Here is a 15,951-nt window from a genome sequence, read left to right on the forward strand (position 1 = left end):
AGCCCGGCCGCGGAAGGGTGCTGGATCGAGGTGTCGCGCGAGCGCATTCTGAACAGGAGAAGGGCGCGGCCTACGTTCGGGGCAGGGGAACGTAGGCCGCGCCGGGAGCTTGATCAGGGGCGGATCAGAAACCGGCCGTGATCTTGGAGAACTCCCAGGGTTGCTGGTCGGTACCACTGCAGGTCTCAGTGGTGCCACCGCCCGGGCAGGGGCGGTCGCGGTTCACCGACCAGAACGTGAAGCGGACGAGGCCCTTGGACTTGGCCCAGTCGCGGATCTTCGTCCAGGTGGCGGTCGTGGTGAGCTCCTTCTGGTCCGACATGCCGTTCATGCCGGAGATGCCCATGTGCTTGTAGGCGACCTCGTCCGTCCACTTGAAGGCGGACTTCAGGGCGTCCCTCAGGCCGTCGGACGCCTTGATGGTGTTGCCGTACATGTCGGAGCCGCCGTTGAAGTCGAACGGCATGATCGTGAACACGTCGACATCGGCCTGCAGCTTCGCCGACTGGTCGATGAGACGCTTGCCCGTGGCGTTCGGCCCGCTCGTGAGGGTGGGGAACGTGAGGATCGTCTGGATGCCGGGGTTCTTCTGCTTGACGATCTTCAGGGCGCCGAGAATGCGGTCCTGGACGGTCGCGTTCTCGAACTCGTCGGTGTTCTCGATGTCGATGTCGATGGCCTTGAGCTTGAAGGCGTCGATCACCTTCTGGTACGCGCCCGCGAGCGCTTCGGCCGAGGTGCAGTTCGGGCCGAGCTTGTTGCCCGACCAGCCGCCGATGGACGGCAGCACGTCACCGCCGGCCGCGCGGATCTTCGCGATCGTCTTCTCGTCAACTCCGCCGGTCAGCGGGCGCTGGCCGTCCCATCCGGGGTTGCAGCCACCGCTGGACAGGATGAACGCCATCGTGAACCACTTGACCCCGCTGGCGGTCATGACCGTGGTCGGGTCAGGCGGGTTGCCCCATCCCATGTACAGGTACGGGGCGGCGGCTCCGACGGCCGACTTCTCGGTAGCGGAGGGCTTGGTGACGGGCGTGGTGGTCGGAGCGGCGTGCGCCGAACCGGGCACCATCAGGGCGAGGTCCAGCGCGCAGAGCGCGGCGAGGACGGGCAGGAATCTTTTCAACTTTCGCTCCCGGGTAGGAGACGCGGACACGGCGGGAATCCCCCGGAACCCCGAGTTCGGTCAGGATGGGCGACACAGAGCACGGGCTGGCGGGGAGCGGGCCACTTTCGACCTCGAATCAATAGGAAAGTTTCCTATAAGTTCGCCTGCACAGTAACCAGCGCGTCGCCGTGGAGCAACCCCCTGTACCATCCGGAGCCGCGCCGTTTTCCGACCACCCCAGCTGACAGACCGAACCACCCCGCCCCCAGCGAAATTCGGCACAATATGACAAGGCGTGGGGAGGCGGCTGGCAGGGAATGGGAAAAGGCGGCATCGCGGGGGTGCGATGCCGCCCGAGTGACGACGTTCAGCAGCCGAGGACGTCGGCCAGATGGGTGAAGCCGGAGACGGTGAGATCGCTCGCGGTGTCGGACGCGCGGTCGGCGGTGCGCGCGGGACCCTTCTCCAGGGGACGCTCCAGGAACGCGGTGCCGAGCCCGGCCGCGCGGGCGCCGTCGATGTCCCACGTGTGGCAGGCGACCATGAGGACCTGCGCGGGAGCGACGTCCAGCAGTCTCGCGGCGGTGAGGTACGGCTGAGGTGCGGGCTTGTAGGCGCGCGCCAGCTCCGCCGACAGGACGCAGTCGAAGGGCAGGGCCGCCGCCTTGATGAGGTGGGTCATCAGGGCGAACCCGCCGTTGGACAGCGCGGCCACGACATGGCGTCGCCGCAGCCGCGCCAGCCCGTCCGCCGCGTCCTCCCACGCGGGCAGCCGATGCCAGGCGCGGACGAGCCGGTCGCGTGCGGCGCCGTCGAACGCGTCCGCGAGACCGCGGTCATCGAGGAGCCCGTCCAGCGATTCGCGGTGCAGCGTGTCGAGGTAGGCCCAGTCACGCTCACCGTCGTTCACGCGTCGCATGGACGGCAGGTAGCGGTCGCGCCACTCGTCGGCGAAGCCTCCGCCGTCCAGGCGCACGCCGAGCTCCGCGGCGACCGCGCCCACCTGGTCGGCGACGCCGGTGCGCCAGTCGACGGTGGTGCCGAAGATGTCGCAGGCCACGACCCGGACCCCGGCCGTGTCGAATTCCGTCATGAGCACCTCGCAGACCGACCCGCCTCCCTTCTATCACGGGCCTCCGTCCCTGGTGGGGACGGAGGCCCGGGTGCGGTCAGTCCTCCTTCGCCGAGGGCAGCCTGGCGGAGATGAGATCCATCACCGAGGAGTCCTGGAGCGTGGTCACATCGCCCAGCGAGCGGTTCTCGGCGACGTCCCGGAGAAGACGCCTCATGATCTTGCCGGAGCGTGTCTTCGGCAGTTCCGGAACGACGAGGATCTGCCGCGGCTTGGCGATCGGGCCGATCTCCCGCGCCACGTGGTCGCGCAGTTCCGCGGCGAGCGCCGGCCCCTCGTCCGCCGCCTCGCCGCGCAGGATCACGAACGCCACGATGCCCTGCCCGGTGGTCGGGTCCGTCGCGCCGACGACCGCCGCCTCGGCCACCTGCGGGTGGGAGACCAGCGCCGACTCGACCTCCGTCGTGGAGATGCGGTGCCCCGAGACGTTCATGACGTCGTCCACCCGGCCGAGCAGCCAGAGGTCGCCGTCCTCGTCCTTCTTGGCGCCGTCCCCGGCGAAGTAGAAGCCCCGCTCGGCGAACCGCGACCAGTAGGTGTCGGCGTAGCGCTCCGGATCGCCCCAGATGCCGCGCAGCATGGACGGCCACGGCTCGGTCAGCACGAGGTATCCGCCGCCCCCGTCCGGCACCGGGACGCCGTCGCCGTCGACCACGTCCGCCGCGATCCCCGGCAGCGCCACCTGGGCCGAGCCGGGCTTGGCCGCGGTGACGCCCGGCAGCGGGCTGATCATGATCGCGCCGGTCTCGGTCTGCCACCAGGTGTCGACGACCGGCGTCCGGCCGCCGCCGATGTGGTCGCGGTACCAGATCCACGCCTCCGGGTTGATCGGCTCGCCCACCGACCCGAGCAGCCGCAGCGAGGACAGGTCGAAACCGGCGGGCAGGTCGTCCCCCCATTTCATGAACGTGCGGATCGTCGTCGGCGCCGTGTACAGCAACGACACCCGGTACTTCTGGACGATCTCCCAGAACCGGCCGCGATGAGGGGTGTCCGGCGTGCCCTCGTACATCACCTGCGTCGCCCGGTTGGCGAGCGGGCCGTAGACGATGTAGGTGTGGCCGGTCACCCAGCCGACGTCGGCCGCACACCAGTAGACGTCGGTGTCCGGTTTGAGGTCGAAGACCGCGTGATGGGTGTAGGCGGCCTGGGTGAGGTAGCCGCCGGAGGTGTGCAGGATCCCCTTCGGCTTCGCCGTCGTCCCCGAGGTGTAGAGGATGAACAGCGGCTGCTCGGCGTCGAAGTACTCCGGGACGTGCGTCGCCGGTTGCCGCTCGACGAGGTCGTGCCACCACAGGTCGCGGCCCTCGGTGAACGGCACCGTCTCGCCGGTGCGCCGCACGACGAGGACGCGCCGCACGCCGGTGCCGGCCACCGCCTCGTCCGCCGCGGTCTTCAGCGCGCTCGGTTTGCCGCGCCGGAACCCGCCGTCCGCCGTGATGAGCACGGTGGCCCGCGCGTCCTCGATGCGGTTGCGCAGGGCCTCGGCGGAGAAACCGCCGAACACCACCGAGTGCGGCGCGCCGAGCCGTGCGCACGCCAGCATCGAGAAGACGGCCTCGGGAATCATCGGGAGGTAGATCATCACTCGGTCGCCGGCTCGCACGCCCAGTTCCACGAGGGCGTTCGCGGCCTTGCACACCTCGTCCTTGAGCTGCGCGTAGGTGATGGTGCGGGTGTCGCCGGGCTCGCCCTCCCATTGGATGGCGACCTGGTCGCCGTGCCCGGCGTCCACATGCCGGTCGACGGCGTTGACGGCCACGTTGAGCCGGCCGCCGGTGAACCATCGGGCGAACGGCCGTTCCCATTCCAGGGCAGTCGTCCACGGCCGTTGCCAGTCCAGTCGCCGGGCCTGCTCCTCCCAGAACGCGATCCGGTCGGACGAGGCGGCCGCGTACGCCGCCGCGGTGACGTTGGCGGCGCCGGCCAGCGCGGCGGGCGGCGGGAAGCGCCGCTCCTCGCGCATCAGGTTGGACAGGGTCGCCCCGGTCCCGGAGGTGTCGGTCACGGTGTCGTTCTCCTTCCGATCTCGCGGGTCGCGGCTAGCGGACGGGCCAGGTGGGCATCACGGTGCGCTTCCAGGTCGAGTTCGTGACCGTGGCGAAGGAGGTGTACCAGGCCAGTACCGCGGTGGCCAGGCCGAGGTAGCCGCCGACCTTCGTCATGTCGGCGTTGACGGCCAGGTCGCCGATCGCGAGGCAGACGAACGTGACGGTCAGGAAGACGAACACGGCCGCGACCGCGCCGCTCACCCGGAGCGAGGCGATCGTCATGTACGCCGTGAAGATCGTCCAGCCGAGTAGGAAGACGCCGACGGCGTGGGTGGCCTGGTCCGCGGTGGCGCCGGTCGGCTTGTAGAAGAACAGGATTCCGGCGAAGGCGAGCCAGAAGGCCCCGTAGGAAGTGAACGCGAGCGCGCCGAAGGTGTTGTCCTTCCTGAACTCCCACATTCCGGCGGCGAATTGCGCGAGCCCGCCGTAGAACAGCGCCAGTCCGAGAACGACGCTCTTCGTCCCCACTTCGAGGATGCCGGCGTTGACGCAGCTCAGCACAAATGTCGTCAGGGCGAATGCGGCCAGTCCCAGCGGACCGGGATCGGCGATTCCGGGTGCGGGTGCATGAGTCGGAGCCTGGGTCGGGGCCGGAGCCTGGAGCCTGCCCGCATCGATGTCGGCCATTGTTCCCTCCCATCGCGCGTCTGGCGACGCGCCTATTTACTAGGGCGAACATAAGGCTGCGGAGTTGGGCGAAATAGAGCATGTCAGAGCAGATCGGCAAGTGGTGACACCCGGGCGACGGCGTGCGCCCGCCGCCGAGCGAACGGTCCGTCCACCGCGATCAGCGGTCCACCCGGCGCGGGTCGCCGGTGTCCGGCCGCACCGACTCGGGGGCGTGCATCCGCACCATCACCGACGCGATGCCGGGCCGCAACCGCCGCCGGGTCAGCCGGGACACGACGATCATGACCAGGAACGCGATCGGGACGGTCAGCGCGGACGGCTCGGCCAGCAACTCGCGCGGCCATCCGCGCAGGGCGGGAACCAGCGTCGAGACGATCACCGCGGCGGTGGCCAGGCCGCCGCCGGCGACCAGGCCCGCAGCGGCCCCCGCGGCGGTGAGCCCGCGCCACCAGATCCCGAGCAGGAGCAGCGGGCAGAACGAGGACGCCGCGACCGCGAACGGCAGTCCCACCGCGCGTGCGATCGGCACGCCGCCGGTCGACACCGCGATGGCGAACGGGACGCAGATCGCCGCCACCGTGCCGATGCGGAACGGATGGTAGCGGCGCAGCCCGGACAGGATGTCCTGGGCGAGCACCCCGGCGACCGACATGGTGAGCCCGGACGAGGTGGACAGGAACGCCGCGAACGCGCCGGCCGTCACCAGGGCGCCGAGCAGCCGTCCCGCCAGGCCGGGCACCAGATGGCCGGGCAGCAGCAGGACGATCGCGTCGGTGTCGCCGGTCACCAGCAGCTCCGGGGCGTAGATCCGGCCCAGCGCGCCGTACGCGGTGGGCAGCAGGTAGAAGCCGCCGAGCAGGCCGAGGACGGCGAGCGCCGTGCGCCGTGCGGCCCGCCCGTCCGGGTTGGTGTAGAAGCGCACGAGGATGTGCGGCAGCCCCATCGTCCCCAGGAACGTCGCGATGACCAGCGAGTACGTTGCGTACAGCGGGTGCCCGTGCCCGTTCGCGCCGTTGAGTGGTGACGCCCACGCACGGTTGCCCTCGATCGCCGAGCCGTCCATCACCGGCGCGGCGGCACCGGCGGGGAAGGTGAGGTGAGCGTCCGCCGCCACCGTGTGCCGCCCGGCCGCGAGCGGCAGCGCGCCGCCGGCCCGCCGCCCGTCCACCGTGCCGTGCGCGGTCACCGCCACGGGGGCGCGCACCCTGACGCGTGTCGCGGTGTCGAACCGCACCGTCGTGGCCGACGGGAACACCGGCACGTCGTGGTCCGTCACCTGCGGCGCGCCCTGACCGGACCAGGCGAACCCGATGAACAGCAGCGGGATCGTGATCGCCGTGATCTTCACGCAGTACTGGAACGCCTGCACCGCGGTGATGCTGCGCATCCCGCCGACGGACACGCTGGCGACGACGACCGTGACGATGATCAGTGCGCCCAGCCAGGGCGGCGCGCCGGTGATCACGTGCAGGGTCAGTCCCGCGCCGCGCAGCTGGGGGACGAGGTACAGCCAGCCGACGACGACCACGAGCACGCTCGCCATCCGGCGCACCGCCGGGGACCCGAGCCGCGCCTCGGCGAAGTCCGGCAGCGTGTACGCGCCCGAGCGGCGCAGCGGCGCCGCCACGAGCAGCAGCAGGACGAGGTATCCGGCGGTGTAGCCGACCGGGTACCACAGCATGTCGGCGCCATAGGCCATGACCAGACCCGCGACGCCGAGGAACGACGCCGCCGACAGGTACTCCCCGCTGATCGCCGAGGCGTTCCAGGTCGCCGACACGGTCCGGGAGGCGACGTAGAAGTCCGACGTCGTCCGCGACCGGCGGAGCCCACGGCTGCCGATCAGGACGGTGACCACCGTGACCACCGCGATGGCGACGATGGCGTAGCCGGCGCTCACGAACGGTCGACCAGGTCCTCGAAGGCGCGCTCGTTGCGCTCGGCTTGGCGCACGTAGAGCACCGCGCCCGCGACCATCACCGGATACACGAGCACGCCGAGCAGCAGCCAGGGCAGCGGTAGTCCCGCGACCTGGACGTCCCGTACCGGCGGCACGAACGCGAACAGCAGCGGCAGCGCGCCGAGCAGCACCCCGAACAGCGCGCACACCCGGATCGCCAGATGCAGTTGCACGCGCATCAGCGACCGGATCATCAGGTCGCCGAGCTGTGTCTGCTCGTGCAGGTCGCGCCGTCCGCCGGCGCCCGGCCGCAGCACCGCCGCCCGCCCTCCGGACCGTTCCACCGTGACTCGCCGCGCGGTCAGGTCCCCCGCGGTCAGGGTGTCCAGGCCCGGGACGTCCAGGTCCGGAACGTCCAGGTCCGGGATGTCCGGATCCGGGATGTCCGGTACGGGGGCGGTCATAGCCGGGACGCGCCCGGCCTGGCGCTGCGGACGAGGCGGTCCCGCAGGGCGCGGGTGTTGCGGCGGCTGACCGGGAGCCGCATGTCACCGACGCGGATCGCGCACCGGCCCGACTCGACGTACATCTCGTCGATGTAGGCGAGCGCGACCAGGTGCGAGCGGTGCACGCGGATGAAGCCCGCGTCGCTCCACGCATCCTCCAGCGCGGTGAGCGAGGTGCGGACGAGGTAGCTCTCCTGCCGCGTGTGCCGGCGCGCGTAGTCGCCGTGCGCCTCGGCGTACCGGACCTCCGAGCGCCGGACGAACCGGGTGACGCCGACCAGCTCGACCGGGATCGTCTCGTCGTCGGTGGTCACGGCGGGGCCCGGCCGCCCGGTCACCGCCTCGACGACCCGGCGGACGGCCTCGGCCAGCCGCTCCTGGCCGACCGGCTTGAGCAGGTAGTCGACCGCGCCCAGCTCGAACGCCTCCACCGCGTGCGTCTCGTACGCCGTCACAAAGACGATCTTCGGTGGGCGCTCGAAGTGGGCGAGCACGCGGGCGAGGTCGAGCCCGGACAGCCCCGGCATGCGGATGTCGAGGAACAGTGCCGCCACGGCGGAGTCCTCCAGCGCGCGCAGCGCGGCGGCCCCGGTGGACGCCGTGGACACCCGCCGCACCCGGTGGTCGGCGGCCAGCAGGTACGCCAGATCCTCGATCGCGGGCAGTTCGTCGTCCACGACGAGGACGTGCAGGCCCTCGTCCGGTTCCTGTACCTCCTGGCCGTGCTCTTGTGGAAGGACAGGCCCCCACGCCCCCCGGGATGATCTGTGCTCCTGTGGGGGGACGACCCCCCACGCCCCTCGGACCGAACCCGTCATGAGACGCTCACCCCCGCCTTGTACTTCGGGATCCGCAGGCTCACCTTCGTTCCGGCGCCCGGCCCGGTCTGGATGACCAGGCCGAACGCGGTGCCGTACACCTGGCGCAGCCGCTCGTCGACATTGACGAGACCGACCGAGTCACCGCCCGGCCGCTCGCCGTCCAGCGCCCGCCGGATGCGTTCGGGGTCCATGCCGACGCCGTCGTCCTCCACGCTGAGCAGGCACTCCTGCCCGGCGTCCTCCGCCACGATCGTGACGTGCCCGACGCCGGTCTTGAGCTCCAGCCCGTGCCGGACGGCGTTCTCCACCAGCGGCTGGACGCACAGGAACGGCACTGCGACAGGCAGCACCTCCGGGGCGATCCGCAGGCTCACCCGGAGCCGGTCGCCGAACCGCGCGTGCTCCAGCAGCAGGTACCGGTCGATCGAGCGCAGCTCCTCGGCGAGCGTGGTGAAGTCGCCGTGGTTGCGGAAGGAGTAGCGGGTGAAGTGCGCGAACTCCAACAGCAACTCCCGCGCCCGGTCCGGTTGCGTGCGGACGAACGCCACGATCGTCGTCAGCGAGTTGTAGATGAAGTGCGGGGAGATCTGCGCGCGCAGCGCCCGCACCTCCATCTCGGCGAGCCGGGTACGGGAACGGTCCAGCTCGGCGAGTTCGAGCTGGGTGGAGACCCAGCGGGCGGTCTCGCCGACGGCGCGTACCAGGCCGGCGGTGGCGGCGGAGTCGTAGGCGGCGAGGGTGCCCACGATGTGGTCGCCGGCCGTCAGCGGCGCGATCACCGCGTGCAGGAGCGGGCAGTCGGGGTCGGTGCAGGCCACCTGGTCGGACTTGAGCACCTCGCTGCGGCCGGTGCCCACCGGGCGGCGGGCGTGCCGGACGGCGTCGCAGGCGTGCCGTTCACCGGTTCCGTCCCACGCGAGCAGGGACTGGCCGTCGGTGACCGCGACCGCCTGGCAGCCGAGGAGGGCCCGCAGGTGCCGGGCGGCGCGTCCGGCGCCCTGGGCGTCGAGGCCGCCGCGCAGCGAGCGCGCCGCGACGGAGACGGTGTGCAGCGTCTGGTAGGTCGCCTGTTCCGCCGGCCCGCCGAGATATCGGCGCGACCGCGTCACGACGCGCAGGAGCGTGCCGACCGCCAGGACCGCGCCGGTGATAACGAGTGTGGCCAGTGTCGTCTGCATCCGCACACGCCCTTGATCGCAATTGCGGCAACTATGACACGCCCGTTTCGGGCAGATCAATGGCGGGTTTCGGAGATTGAACGAACGGCTGGACTGCGGGTCGTGGCCGGCCCCGCAGCCCAGCACGCTTCTCGTGGTGACTAGTGGTTGAAGGGGGTGAGCGCGTTCCAGAACCCGCAGTGGTGCTGCTTCCCAATCTCCGTGGTCAGCTCGCTGTCACCTGCGGGTGCCATTGACAGGACCTGCTGCTCGCGCTTGGTGAACTTCGGCCAGTACGGCGCGCCGTCCACGGTCGGGCTGCCGGTGCGCGCGAAGCCCGTCCACTGCGCGGTGATCTGGTTGCCGAGCGCCTGCTGGTTCGGGTTCGGCGGAACGGGGCCGGGCGCGAGGAACTGGTTCTCGCCGACGTGGAACGAGCCGTTCGGCTTGGTCTTGTCGAGCCAGGACGCGGGCGGGGCGTCGGCGTTGTCGGTCTGGTAGGCGTACACGGTCAGGTGCTTGGCGAGGCGCTGGTCGTTGAGCAGCGCCGGGCAGACGGAGTTGGAGTCGGCGACGAGCGTCCGGTAGGCGATGAACGCCGACGGCTCCGGGAACCGCTTGATCGGGTAGAGGTCGAACACGGCGGCGGCGTGGGGGCCGTACTGCTGCCGGACGAGCCGCTGGTAGTCGGCCGGGGTGTCGGCGTTCTCCAACTGGGTCTCATCGCGGTCCACGCCGTGCATGAGCGTGACGTCGTTGACCTTGCCCTTCTTGAACGCCTCCGCGGGCGACATCGGCAGCGTCCGGCCGTCCGCGATGGGCGCGATGGTGCCCTTGTCCGGTCCGAGCCCGTCACCCGACCTGTCGAGCAGCGTCTGCACCGGCACGTTGCGCAGGCAGGCGGCCGTGGCGGCCGAGCCACAGCCGAGGGCTTGCGCGAATCGCGCCCCGGTCCGCTCGGCCTGCTTGAGCGTCGGCAGTTCCGACTTGCAGTCGCCCGGCTGCCAGGAGGTGTTGACGGTGCCGCCGCGCAGCGAGTTGTACTCGCCGCTCTGCGCGATGCCCTTCTGGAACAGGCCCTTCGAGCCGGGCGAGGCGGTGTTGGCGCAGACGCTCGCGCCGCCCGCGGACGCGCCGTAGATGGTGACGTTGTCCGGGTCCCCGCCGAACTTGGCGATGTTGCGCTTCACCCAGCGCAGCGACTCCTGCTGGTCCTGGATGGCCCAGTTCCCCGAGTTCGGGCCGAGCGACTCGTGGGCCATGAACCCGAAGATGCCGAGCCGGTAGTTCACCCCGACCTGGACGACATTGCCCGCCCGCGCGAGGTGGCTGCCGTCCGCCGGCCTGCCGAGCAGCCACCCGCCGCCGTGGAACTCGACCATCACCGGCAGTTTCTTGCCGCGCGGGGACGCCGGTGCCCGGACGTTGACGTTGAGGCAGTCCTCGTTGACCGAACCGGCACCGAGCGCGTTCGACTGCGGGCAGTTCGGCCCGCTCGTGGTCGCCGGGTAGGTGGCCGTCCAGGCGGGGCGCTTGCGCGGCGCGGCCCAGCGCAGGTTCCCGACCGGAGCGGCGGCGTAGGGGACGCCCAACCAGGACTTGACGCCGTCCGCGACGACGCCGCAGACGGGCCCGGTGTCGGTCCGGACGGCGGTCCCGTCCGCGCAGTCGTCCGCGGCCGCCTGCGCGGTGGTGCCCGAGGCCGCGGGCAGCGCACCGGTCAAGGAGGTCAGGAGTAGGGCGACCGAGGTCGCTGCGGCGGCGATCACTGAAGTGATGACCGGATTTCGGAGACGCTTCGGCTTCATACGGTTGCTCCTTGTCATGGACGACGGAGCGGACGTCGTCACCCAGCGGAATGCGCCTTGACGTGCGGGAGGTCTGCGGGAGATCGGGTGGAGGTCGGGTCGGCGAACCGACGATAAGACGCCCGTACGGATCGGGACAGTCCTCCTGGCGGCGCCTTCGGCAAGCGGTGAGTCCGCGTCGCCCGCGGGTGACGCGCCCCGATGAACGGTCGATTAACCGCGATTAGCGCCTTTTCATGACCTGTCACGACCCGTCGGGTGGCGTGCTGACAGCGCGGCCACCGTCCTGGCGAGCGGGAGGAAGTGGGGCAAAGCCACCATCGATTGTCCGCCCATCGTGCTGATCGCACCGTTCGTCCGCCGAAGACAGGGCGCTCAGCGCACGGAACCGGCTGCTCGACGCAGCGCCGCCACGCCCCTCTTCGCGCCGCCACCTGATCATGTCACGCTCCGCCCAGTCCATATACGCCCCAGTACGGGCGGGACCGATCGGGGAGCGGGCAGCAGCGGACAGAAGGGACCTGTGAGATGAGACGACGGCGTGACACGGGGAGACGGCGTGCCGCGAGCGGGCGTGCCGGTCAGGGTCGTGCGACGAGCAGACCCGCCGGAGCGGGCCCCGGACGGCTGCTGGTCCTCGCCACCGCCGCCCTCGCGCTGGGCGGCACCGCGGCGATCCCGGGCGCGGCGGCCTCCGCCGACACCCCCCGCACGGCGCAGCGCTGTGACTTCACCGAGCAGAAGGACGTCGCCACGAAGATGCGCGACGGTACGGTCCTGCGCTCGAACGTTCTCACCCCGACGGGCGGCGGCGACTTCCCCGTCATCCTCATGCGGCTGCCGTACAACAAGGAGCGCGCCGAGGACATCTTCTACGACCGGCCGACCCGGTACGCCTCCGCCTGCTACGTCGTCGTGGTGCAGGACGTCCGCGGTCAGTACAAGTCGGACGGCGATTTCTACCCCTACCGCAGCGAGGGCACGGACGGCTACGACACGATCGAGTGGGCCGCCCGGCTCCCGCACTCGAACGGCAAGGTCGGGATGTACGGCTTCTCCTATCCCGGCCTCACCCAGTGGATGCCCGCCACGCTGCGGCCGCCGCACCTCGTCACGATCATCCCGGCGTTCACCTCGTCCGACTACTACGACGGCTGGACCTACGAAGGCGGCGCGATGTACCAGTCGTTCACGCAGGCGTGGCCGCTCAGCTCGCTCGCCAACAGCTCCGTCCGCAAGTACCCGGACGGGGCGAAGCTCGACGCGGAGATGAACGCGGCGAGCCGGCACCTGTTCAGCACGTGGTACCGGTCGCTGCCGCTGAACGCGTTCCCGCCGCTGTACCCGAAGGACCACCGGGTCGCGCCGTACTACTACGACTGGATCAAGCACCCGAGCAACGACGCGTACTGGCAGCGCTGGAGCATCCGCACGCGCTACCCGCAGGTGACGGTCCCGTCGCTGAACTTCGGCGGCTGGTACGACATCTTCCTGGACGGCACCGCCGAGAACTTCGCCGGGATGCGCGCCAAGGGCGGCTCGCAGGCCGCACGACAGGGCAGCACGCTGCTGCTCGGCCCGTGGACCCACGGCGGGCACGGCAGCCGGTCGGGCGCGGTGGACTTCGGCCCCGAGGCCGCCGTCGACATCGACGCGCTGCAACTGCGCTGGTTCGACCACTGGCTCAAGGGCGTCCAGAACGGGGTGGAGAAGGACCCGGCGGTCAAGGTCTTCGTCATGGGCGCGAACAAGTGGCGCACCGCGAACGCCTGGCCGATCCCCGGCACCGTGAACACGAAGTACTACCTGAACAGCGACGGCGACGCGAACACGCTCACCGGCAGCGGCACGCTGAGCACGACACCTCCCTCAGGTCGCGGACAGACCGACCGCTACCGTTACGACCCGGACAACCCGGTGCCGAGCTTCGGCGGGCGTTTCCAGGACTCGGTCCCCGGCGGCCCCCAGGACCAGCGGCTCATCGAGCAGCGCCCCGACGTCCTCGTCTACAACACGCCCGCGCTGGAGAAGGACACCGAGGTCACCGGCCCGATCTCGGTCACGCTGTACGCGTCCTCGTCCGCCCACGACACCGACTGGACGGCCAAGCTCACCGACGTCTCCCCGGACGGCGCCTCGATGCTCGTCCAGTACGGCATCCAGCGGGCCCGCTACCGCAACTCGCTGGAGCACCCGTCCCTGATCAAGCCGGGGAAGGTCGAGAAGTACACGATCAAGATCTGGCCGACCGGCAACGTCTTCAAGGCCGGGCACCGGATGCGGCTGGAGATCTCCAGCAGCAACTTCCCGATGTACGACCGCAACCCGAACACCGGCCACACGTTCGGGACCGACCGCCACACCCGCGTGGCGGACCAGACGATCTACCACGACGCCGCCCACCCGTCCTCGATCGAACTCCCGATCCAGCCGACGCCGGTCGGCTGACCCTCCGCCGGGCGCCCACCCCCCGGGGCGCCCGGCCTTCCGCCGGGAATGGGTTTGCCCGCGGCGCCGGCGCCTGCCTAGCCTCAGTCGACGTGACTGACGACACGGCGGCGATCAACCGCGCCAACTGGGACGTCTGGGCCGCCGCGCACGGGCAGGACGCGTACTACGACAGCGTCGGCCTCGTCGCCGGAGCAGACTCGCTGACCGACGTGGAGAACGCCGCGGTCGGCGACGTGACGGGCCTGGACGTCCTGCACGTCCAGTGCCACCTGGGCTTCGACTCGATCTCCTTGGCCCGCCGCGGCGCCCGGGTGACGGGCGTCGACTTCTCGCCCGTGGCCCTGGAGAAGGCCCGTGACCTGGCCCGCCGCTGCGCCGCCGACGTCCGCTTCGTCGAAGCCGACGCCACCGACCTGCCCCCGGAACTGCACGGCCGGTTCGACCTCGCCTACGCCACCATGGGCATCCTGTGCTGGATCGGCGACATCGACGCCTGGATGCGTTCGGTCGCCGCGACCCTGCGACCGGGCGGCCGCCTCGTCCTCATCGACGGCCACCCCCTCTCGCTGATGACCGCCGGCCTCGATCCCCTCGTCCTGGACTTCCCCTACGCCTTCGACGGCCCCCACGAGTTCAGCGGGACCGCCTCCTACGCCACCGAGACCGATCCCACGACCTCGGTCGAGTTCGCCCACTCGCTGGGCGAGATCGTCACCGCCGCCGTCGTGTCCGGACTGCGCATCACCCGCCTGGACGAGCACCTCGACTCGCCCCTGGAACTGGGCCCGGGAGGCCCGCCCGGCCCCGACGGCCGCTACCGCTTCCAGCTGAGCGGCCAGGACCTCCCCGTCCTCTACACCCTGAGGGCCGAACGCCCCGCCCGCGCCTGACTCTCCGCGACGATCCGGCGCCGGTTCTGGGGCTGGACGGGTTGATCATCTTTCGTTAGCTTGCGAGCCATGAAGCCGATCGCCCGGAAGATGTCCTTCGCCGGTGTGTGCCTGGTCGCGGCGTCCCTGGCGGTGCCCGGTGTCGCCGGGGCCGCCGAGAGAGCGGCCCATCCCGAGCCGGGATGGCGGCTCACCCCGACCGGGACGGACTCGCGGCTGCGGGGCCTCGCCGCGGTCGGCCGGAAGGTCGCCTGGGCGGCGGGCAGCGGCGGGACCGTGCTGCGGACCATCGACGCCGGCCGCACCTGGCAGCGGGTCGGCCCGGCCGATGCGGCGGGGCTGGAGTTCCGCGACATCGAGGCCGTCGACGCCGAGCGGGCCGTGGTCCTCGCGATCGGGGAGGGCGAGGCGTCGCGCGTCTACCGGACCTCGGACGGCGGGCGCACCTGGACGCTCGCCTTCAAGAACGACGAGCCCCGCGCGTTCTACGACTGCATGACGTTCTTCGACCGGCGGCACGGGCTGGCCGTCAGCGACCCCGTGGACGGACGGTTCCGCATCATCTCCACCGACGACGGCGGGCGCAGCTGGCGTGTGCTTCCCAACACCGGGATGCCCGACGCCCTCGCCGGCGAGGCCGCGTTCGCCGCCAGCGGGCAGTGCCTGGTGAGCCATGGGTCGCGGGACGTGTGGCTCGCGACCGGAGGCGGGTCCAAGGCGCGGGTGTTCCACTCCCGGGACCGCGGGCGCACGTGGACCGTGGCCGACACGCCCCTGCCCAGCAGCGCGTCCCAAGGCGTCTTCGCGGTCGCGTTCCGCGACTCCCGTCACGGGATCGCGGTGGGCGGTGACTACCGTCCGGGGGAGCCCTCCCCGACGGCCGCCGCGACCACCGGCGACGGCGGGCGCACGTGGCGTCCCGCGCGGCGGCCTCCGGCCGAGTACAGGTCCGGCGTCGTGTGGCCGGCGTACACCGGTCGAGCCGCGCTCGCCGTGGGGCCGACGGGCAGCGATCGCACGTTCGACGCAGGCCGTTCGTGGACGCGTTTCGACGCCGGGAGCTTCGACACCGTCGACTGCGCCCCCGACCGCGCCTGCTGGGCGGCGGGGGAGAAGGGCCGGGCGGCGACGCTGGTCCTCAGGGCCGGTTCCGGCACCTCCGCCGGGCGGTGACCGGACCGCCGCGATCCACCTCAAGATCACCTCTGACCAGGCCGATCACGACCGGAGTCCGGAAGCGGTCAACGGGGATTGGGATCGTTCCATTGGGTGGAACTGGTGCTCCTGTGACCCAATGGACTGCTGTTTCGGCAGCTCAGAGCTTGTCTGGTCAGGCCATAGTGCCGCATCGCGACTCCTGATGCCGGTGTCCTGACCTCAGGAGCGGTCGTGCGCGCCTTGTATCGGTCCAGACCCGGCCGGCGTTACCGTCACCTGCCTGTCATCACAGATCGTCCGAAACCGGTCACCTAGTGCTCCCGGGTTCGCGGATAGCCT

General features: G+C 71.0%; 12 protein-coding genes. 3 read left to right on the forward strand and 9 right to left on the reverse strand.

Features of this window, described 5'->3' with window-relative positions; translation table 11 throughout:
* Positions 1 to 124: 124 nt before the first annotated feature.
* The 9 genes from AMA02S_RS28495 to AMA02S_RS28535 form a co-directional block, all read right to left on the reverse strand.
* Positions 125 to 1,126 (reverse strand): chitinase, encoded by a 1,002-nt coding sequence (locus AMA02S_RS28495; protein WP_245667882.1) that lies wholly within the window; start codon positions 1,124 to 1,126, stop codon positions 125 to 127.
* A gap of 349 nt (positions 1,127 to 1,475) precedes the next feature.
* Positions 1,476 to 2,201, reverse strand: coding sequence for a haloacid dehalogenase type II (locus tag AMA02S_RS28500; RefSeq protein WP_067463901.1), 726 nt, complete (start codon positions 2,199 to 2,201; stop codon positions 1,476 to 1,478).
* Positions 2,202 to 2,277: 76 nt separating this feature from the next.
* The gene (gene acs / locus AMA02S_RS28505; RefSeq protein WP_067464538.1) at positions 2,278 to 4,206 is read right to left on the reverse strand and encodes an acetate--CoA ligase; all 1,929 of its coding nucleotides are present in this window, start codon (positions 4,204 to 4,206) and stop codon (positions 2,278 to 2,280) included.
* A gap of 76 nt (positions 4,207 to 4,282) precedes the next feature.
* A complete protein-coding gene (locus AMA02S_RS28510) occupies positions 4,283 to 4,918 on the reverse strand; it encodes an acetate uptake transporter (protein WP_067463905.1) in 636 nt (211 codons plus the stop codon).
* 160 nt (positions 4,919 to 5,078) lie between these two features.
* On the reverse strand, positions 5,079 to 6,821 hold the full coding sequence (locus AMA02S_RS28515; protein ID WP_067463908.1) for a sodium/solute symporter: 1,743 nt from the start codon (positions 6,819 to 6,821) through the stop codon (positions 5,079 to 5,081).
* Positions 6,818 to 7,285, reverse strand: coding sequence for a hypothetical protein (locus tag AMA02S_RS28520; protein WP_157430881.1), 468 nt, complete (start codon positions 7,283 to 7,285; stop codon positions 6,818 to 6,820). Before AMA02S_RS28520 ends, AMA02S_RS28515 begins: the two co-directional genes overlap by 4 nt.
* Positions 7,282 to 8,145: a LytR/AlgR family response regulator transcription factor gene (locus AMA02S_RS28525; protein ID WP_084265687.1), complete on the reverse strand. Its 864-nt coding sequence runs from the start codon at positions 8,143 to 8,145 to the stop codon at positions 7,282 to 7,284. The genes AMA02S_RS28520 and AMA02S_RS28525 overlap by 4 nt, the downstream gene beginning before the upstream one ends.
* Entirely contained in the window at positions 8,142 to 9,326 is a 1,185-nt protein-coding gene (locus AMA02S_RS28530; RefSeq protein WP_067464551.1) for a sensor histidine kinase, read from the reverse strand. The genes AMA02S_RS28525 and AMA02S_RS28530 overlap by 4 nt, the downstream gene beginning before the upstream one ends.
* Before the next feature lie 140 nt (positions 9,327 to 9,466).
* Complete coding sequence (locus AMA02S_RS28535; protein ID WP_067463911.1) at positions 9,467 to 11,113, reverse strand: carboxylesterase/lipase family protein; 1,647 nt, start codon at positions 11,111 to 11,113, stop codon at positions 9,467 to 9,469.
* 528 nt (positions 11,114 to 11,641) lie between these two features.
* Here AMA02S_RS28535 and AMA02S_RS28540 point away from each other — a divergent pair.
* The 3 genes from AMA02S_RS28540 (at position 11,642) to AMA02S_RS28550 (ending at position 15,627) form a co-directional block, all read left to right on the forward strand.
* Entirely contained in the window at positions 11,642 to 13,561 is a 1,920-nt protein-coding gene (locus AMA02S_RS28540; RefSeq protein ID WP_084265688.1) for a CocE/NonD family hydrolase, read from the forward strand.
* A gap of 92 nt (positions 13,562 to 13,653) precedes the next feature.
* Positions 13,654 to 14,454 (forward strand): class I SAM-dependent methyltransferase, encoded by an 801-nt coding sequence (locus AMA02S_RS28545; protein WP_067463914.1) that lies wholly within the window; start codon positions 13,654 to 13,656, stop codon positions 14,452 to 14,454.
* A gap of 69 nt (positions 14,455 to 14,523) precedes the next feature.
* A complete protein-coding gene (locus AMA02S_RS28550) occupies positions 14,524 to 15,627 on the forward strand; it encodes a WD40/YVTN/BNR-like repeat-containing protein (protein WP_218005144.1) in 1,104 nt (367 codons plus the stop codon).
* Positions 15,628 to 15,951 lie beyond the last annotated feature (324 nt).

Source organism: Actinomadura macra NBRC 14102 (genome assembly GCF_001552215.1).
GTDB classification, from domain to species: domain Bacteria; phylum Actinomycetota; class Actinomycetes; order Streptosporangiales; family Streptosporangiaceae; genus Spirillospora; species Spirillospora macra.

What these genes read in the sequence shown, in the direction of transcription:
- acs (WP_067464538.1), bottom strand. Translation starts at nt 4,206, where the DNA reads ATGCGCGAGGAGCGGCGCTTCCCGCCGCCCGCCGCGCTGGCCGGCGCC.
- AMA02S_RS28520 (WP_157430881.1), bottom strand. Translation starts at nt 7,285, where the DNA reads ATGACCGCCCCCGTACCGGACATCCCGGATCCGGACATCCCGGACCTG.
- AMA02S_RS28525 (WP_084265687.1), bottom strand. Translation starts at nt 8,145, where the DNA reads ATGACGGGTTCGGTCCGAGGGGCGTGGGGGGTCGTCCCCCCACAGGAG.
- AMA02S_RS28550 (WP_218005144.1), top strand. Translation starts at nt 14,524, where the DNA reads ATGAAGCCGATCGCCCGGAAGATGTCCTTCGCCGGTGTGTGCCTGGTC.
- AMA02S_RS28530 (WP_067464551.1), bottom strand. Translation starts at nt 9,326, where the DNA reads ATGCAGACGACACTGGCCACACTCGTTATCACCGGCGCGGTCCTGGCG.
- AMA02S_RS28510 (WP_067463905.1), bottom strand. Translation starts at nt 4,918, where the DNA reads ATGGCCGACATCGATGCGGGCAGGCTCCAGGCTCCGGCCCCGACCCAG.
- AMA02S_RS28540 (WP_084265688.1), top strand. Translation starts at nt 11,642, where the DNA reads ATGAGACGACGGCGTGACACGGGGAGACGGCGTGCCGCGAGCGGGCGT.
- AMA02S_RS28535 (WP_067463911.1), bottom strand. Translation starts at nt 11,113, where the DNA reads ATGAAGCCGAAGCGTCTCCGAAATCCGGTCATCACTTCAGTGATCGCC.
- AMA02S_RS28500 (WP_067463901.1), bottom strand. Translation starts at nt 2,201, where the DNA reads ATGACGGAATTCGACACGGCCGGGGTCCGGGTCGTGGCCTGCGACATC.